The sequence below is a fragment of the Terrisporobacter muris genome (assembly GCF_024621905.1).
In the GTDB taxonomy this organism is placed as follows: Bacteria; Bacillota; Clostridia; order Peptostreptococcales; family Peptostreptococcaceae; genus Terrisporobacter; species Terrisporobacter muris.
The window spans coordinates 1-4,809 of record NZ_JANKBY010000292.1; the positions used below are offsets into that span (position 1 = coordinate 1).

At 26.1% G+C, this 4,809-nt stretch carries 7 protein-coding genes; 2 read left to right on the forward strand and 5 right to left on the reverse strand.

The features are described from left to right. A partial coding sequence (locus tag NSA58_RS16325) for a hypothetical protein (RefSeq protein ID WP_330652592.1) occupies nucleotides 1-629 on the forward strand: 629 nt, incomplete at its 5' end. A gap of 23 nt (nucleotides 630-652) precedes the next feature. Further along, nucleotides 653-1,117 carry a DUF2628 domain-containing protein gene (locus NSA58_RS16330; RefSeq protein ID WP_039681267.1) on the forward strand — a complete coding sequence of 155 codons (465 nt, stop codon included), beginning with the start codon at nucleotides 653-655 and terminating at the stop codon, nucleotides 1,115-1,117. Between the two features lie 44 nt (nucleotides 1,118-1,161). Here the strand turns inward: NSA58_RS16330 and NSA58_RS16335 are convergent, their stop codons facing one another. The 5 genes from NSA58_RS16335 to rpsD form a co-directional block, all read right to left on the reverse strand. Then, nucleotides 1,162-1,329 carry a hypothetical protein gene (locus NSA58_RS16335; RefSeq protein WP_161791948.1) on the reverse strand — a complete coding sequence of 56 codons (168 nt, stop codon included), beginning with the start codon at nucleotides 1,327-1,329 and terminating at the stop codon, nucleotides 1,162-1,164. Nucleotides 1,330-1,463: 134 nt separating this feature from the next. After that, a complete protein-coding gene (locus tag NSA58_RS16340; RefSeq protein WP_139045052.1) occupies nucleotides 1,464-2,474 on the reverse strand; it encodes an ABC transporter permease in 1,011 nt (336 codons plus the stop codon). Beyond that, nucleotides 2,464-3,114 (reverse strand): ABC transporter ATP-binding protein, encoded by a 651-nt coding sequence (locus tag NSA58_RS20785; RefSeq protein ID WP_320649307.1) that lies wholly within the window; start codon nucleotides 3,112-3,114, stop codon nucleotides 2,464-2,466. The genes NSA58_RS16340 and NSA58_RS20785 overlap by 11 nt, the downstream gene beginning before the upstream one ends. 235 nt (nucleotides 3,115-3,349) lie before the next feature. Further along, the gene (locus NSA58_RS16350) at nucleotides 3,350-3,655 is read right to left on the reverse strand and encodes a DUF1540 domain-containing protein (protein WP_039681268.1); all 306 of its coding nucleotides are present in this window, start codon (nucleotides 3,653-3,655) and stop codon (nucleotides 3,350-3,352) included. 127 nt (nucleotides 3,656-3,782) lie between these two features. Next, a complete protein-coding gene (rpsD, locus tag NSA58_RS16355; RefSeq protein ID WP_074429692.1) occupies nucleotides 3,783-4,376 on the reverse strand; it encodes a 30S ribosomal protein S4 in 594 nt (197 codons plus the stop codon). Between the last annotated feature and the right edge of the window lie 433 nt (nucleotides 4,377-4,809).

A 4,809-nucleotide genomic window follows, 5' to 3' on the forward strand; every position in this document is an offset into this window, starting at 1 on the left:
ATCCTTACTGTGCGTATATAATTCATTTATATAAATCATCAAATATTTGTAAGAAAACTAGAATTGATTTTATCAATTATAGCATCTTAACTAATTTCGTTATTACTTATAATAATAATGTTCCAACCATATTTTACTTTAAATTAATAGATCGTCATGAGGAGCTATTTTCATCTACATTTAATGAAAATCTTTATGCATGGTCAAGTCCTAAACAAATAACTAATTCTAAAAAAGATAAAATTTATTTATCTGCAATAATAGATAATGAAAATAACTATCATATAGTTTTTGCAGAAAATAATAAAAATAAGTACTATTGTAAATACATACAAGGAAACTTTATGGATAATAATTTTACTATTTCATCAGAAAAATATATCAGTAAGAATTCTATGTGTGTATTTCCTAATTTAATTTCTACTTGTTCAAAAATATATATTCAATGGATTGAATATTTCGACTTATATACCAGTGAGTCTTTAGATTCGGGAAAATCATGGTCAAAACCAAAATTGAATCATTCAGCATCAGATCTTCCTTTTCAAAGATATGAGTTCAGATCAAACAATAATATTTATAATACTTCTACTATCTACGCGCTAAAAAATTACAGTCCTCTACTATAAATATATTTTAAAGGAGATAAATTATGTTTTGTAAAAACTGCGGATTTAAATATGATAAAGAAAATAAATTCTGCCCTAAATGTGGTGCAAAATCAGATATGAATAATAAAGAAGATGAAAAAATAATAATTTTTAATCCTGACAATAAAAGTAATCATGAAGAATATTATAGAAATGGTAAAACAGGCAATAGAATTTACGATGAGTTTGCTAATCTAAAGCCTTATTATCAACTAGAATTTACAAAAATAAAAGATAGTGATGAAACTTATAAAGGTAAGTTTAATTTCTTTCCTTTTTTATTTTCTTGGATTTGGATGTTCACAAAGAAAATGTACGTTGGAGCTGTAGTATATATTATTGTAGTGGGAGTCTTAACTAATTATATACATGGCATTTTTTCCTTATTATTTGGAATACTAATGGGATTTAGGGCTAACTATATGTATTATAATTACTACAATAAGGGGACATATAAACTTTGGTAATTTAATAAAAGCAGTATATGTAAAGTTTACATATACTGCTTTTATTAAGTTAAAGATTTTATTATATTTTGAATTGTCATATTAATTTCTTTTTCAATCTTAAATTTATTGATTAATTTTGTAAATATAGGATAGGCATTATTTAAAAATGTTTTTCTTATTTCTTCTTTTATATAGTCTTGAGATATCATTTCCTGAATTATATAATTCACCCATTTACTCATTTTGTCAACTTACCAAATCCTATGTTTTTTTAAAGTAATTATATTTAGTATTGCAAATACTACTATAAATCCTATAAGTACTAGTAAGTCAGAACTAATTTGCTGTAAATTATAACCACAAGTCATAACTCCTCGTAGGGCATTACTGCATAAGTTAATGGCATACATTTTGATAAAATTTGTAAAGGATCTGCCATATTTCTTATGGAAAATAATCCACAGAAAAATACTTGGGGTACTATAACAATAGGTATAAATTGCATAACTTGAAGTTCATTATGTGCATAAGATGATACAAACATACCAAAACTTAAAGCACAAAGTGCTATTACAATACTTATTAATAGAATAAGACCTATACTTCCACCATTGTATATTTTAAATACTCCTATGGAAAAAGCAGATATTATAGCCGACTGAACTATAGTAAATATACCAAATCCAATCAAATATCCAAAAACTATTTCATATCTTTTGATTGGTGTAGCCAAAAGTCTTTCTAAAGTCCCTGTTGTACGTTCCCTTAAGAAACTTACTCCAGAAATTAAAAATACAAAGAAAAATATAAATAATCCTATTAAAAGTGGTCCTATATAATCTATGGTGCTCATATCATTATCACCAAAATAATTGTATGATTCTATTTCTGTTGAACTTATATCTATAGAGTCAATTTTATTAGAAAAATCCTTATTCATCATATTTATCATAGGATTACTTTCTATATCTTCTATTATAGCTTTATTATCTTCGCCTTTTTGAGACATGTAATCCTTAATAGCTTCTTGTACATTTTTATTTAACTGACCAATTACTGAATTATCAGCTCCATTTAATAAAATATTCAATTCTTTCTCATCACCATAAATATATGCATCTAAAGCTTTATCTTCAAATTTTTCTTCAGCTTCTTTTTTATCCATTATATTTATATCATTATCATCATCCATAGAAGATAATATTTCCTTCACATTAGAATTTTCCACACCTATATTTAGTACGGCATCTTCATCAGTAAATACAAAACTCATTAAGGTTAAAACTAACATGGGTGCAACAATTAATAAACCTAAGGTTCTTTTATCTTGCAAAAACTGTCTTATTATTCTACAAACCATAGCATTAATCCTCATATACATCACCCCCTAGTTTTAAAAATACGTCTTCTAAAGTATTGCATTCATTATCTTCTATTATTTTATCTGGTTCTCCCACACAAATACATCTTCCATTTCTGAGTAAAGCCAATCTATCACAATAAGATGCTTCATCCATAACATGAGTAGTAATAAGAATAGTTACTCCCTTTTCTTTTAATCTATATAACTCCTGCCATATCTGCTTTCTAAGTAAGGGATCCAATCCAACTGTAGGTTCATCTAAAATTAGTATTTTGGGATTATGAATTAATGATATATCTATGGATAGCCTTCTTTTCATCCCTCCAGAAAAATTGCTTACTATTTTTTTATCATCTTCATTTAAATTTACTAGTCCCAAACATTTTTCTATTCTACTTTTTCTTTCATTTTTAGGCACTTTATATAATCTACAATAAAATTTCATATTTTCTTCTATACTTAAATCCGTATAAAGAGCATCCGATTGTGATGTATATCCTATACCTTCTATAATTTGTGGATTTGGCACCTTTTTACCTAAAATAAATATATCACCTTGATTACTTCTTTCCATTCCCATAATAAGCCTAATTAAAGTTGTTTTTCCTGCTCCTGAAGGTCCTAATAAACAAAATATTTCTCCTGTTTCAATACTGAAAGATACATCTTTTAATACTTTTTGTTTTTATAGGACTTACTAATATTTTTTATTTCAATACAATAATCTTTTTTCATTTTACGCCCCTCCAAAAATAAGTGATTACTCACTTTATTAAAAAGTAACCTAATCTATTTTTAACTACAACAAAAATCACCTTAATTAATAAAATAATTATAATTAAAAAAGACCTATCCTTAATACTTAAAAGATAGACCTTAGTTTTATTTTATTCACAAATAAATGTGTCACAAGATGCTTTATGTGCATCTATTCTTACATTTTCAGCAGTACAGTTTTTATTTTCGTTATATGTACAATTACAAGCTTCACAACTTATATTATTTGGATTAGTTCTTACATAGTTTACACCATTTGTAAATGAATTTGAACTTCTGTCTACATAAGAAGAACAAGTAGTTCCATCAGTTGTAACTGCCTGAGCTCCTCTAATATTTATAGCTCCTGCACTACACTCCATACTTTGGTTAAATGCGCAATTTGTAGCATTACATTTTAAGTTTCTTTTTTGCATTTTTTACCTCCTTAAATATATATTTCTTATTATTACCAAAATAAATAAAAGGATTCACTTTGCTTAAGATAGCAAAAAAGACTCAATAAGACATTCTATCATCTTATTGAGTCTTTTAATTTACTTATTATTTTGAGTAAAACTCTACTATTAGTATTTCATTTATTTCTATTGGTACCTCATTTCTTTCAGGCATTCTAATAAGTGTACCTGCAAAGTTTTCTTCATCCTTTGCTAAATAAGGATATACTACTAGCATTCTTTCTTGGAAATTAGTTTTAAACATTTCATTATTTCTAGATTTTTCTCTTAGAGAAACAGTATCTCCAACACTCACTGAGAATGAAGGTATATCTACTTTTTTTCCATTAACTAATATATGTCCATGAACAACCATTTGACGTGCTTGTCTTATAGAGTTTGCTAAACCTAATCTATAAGCCACATTATCTAATCTACACTCTAACATTTGAATTAACGCTGTTCCTGTTGATTCTTTAGATTTTTCAGCTTTCTTGTAGTAATTTCTAAATTGTTTTTCTAATACTCCATAGTAAGCTCTTAGTCTTTGCTTTTCTAATAATTGAAGTCCATAAGGTGAAAGTTTTTTATCTGCTCTAGAAGTTCCTTTCACTGCTCTATCCATTGCTTTAGGATGTCCGCATACATTTAGTCCTAATCTTCTACATTGTTTAAATCTTGGTCCCATCATTTTTGCCATTGCTTTAATCTCCTTAAAAATTATTATTTGCCGCGATAATTTTTAAAGCCAATATAATTATATCACTGAAGAAGTTACTTGTAAATGATTTTCATTAGCAGTTAGTTCCTTGTTTTTATATAAAAAATATTATTTTAACTTCTCTATAAATTTCCACAAAAAAAGAATCCAGGTGCAGACTCCCAGATTCTTCTTGACAATTAAGAGTAATTTAAAAGTTAAAAATCAGTATAAAATATTTCACATAATATTAAGGTGTTTTTATGGCTTTTATGGTAAATTATTTTCTCTTATACTAAAATCTTTTGTTTTTTCAACTTTGATTATATTTTACCATAATGATATTATTTTGTAAATGATAATTGTTATCAATTATTTATTTTTTATTTTTATTTATTGTTTTTTAATTTATTTTTGAATATAATTAAAGTAT

Excerpts from the sequence above, each read along its gene's own strand:
- NSA58_RS16330 (WP_039681267.1), top strand. The coding sequence starts at position 653 with ATGTTTTGTAAAAACTGCGGATTTAAATATGATAAAGAAAATAAATTC.
- NSA58_RS16350 (WP_039681268.1), bottom strand. The coding sequence starts at position 3,655 with ATGCAAAAAAGAAACTTAAAATGTAATGCTACAAATTGCGCATTTAAC.
- NSA58_RS16340 (WP_139045052.1), bottom strand. The coding sequence starts at position 2,474 with ATGAGGATTAATGCTATGGTTTGTAGAATAATAAGACAGTTTTTGCAA.
- rpsD (WP_074429692.1), bottom strand. The coding sequence starts at position 4,376 with ATGGCAAAAATGATGGGACCAAGATTTAAACAATGTAGAAGATTAGGA.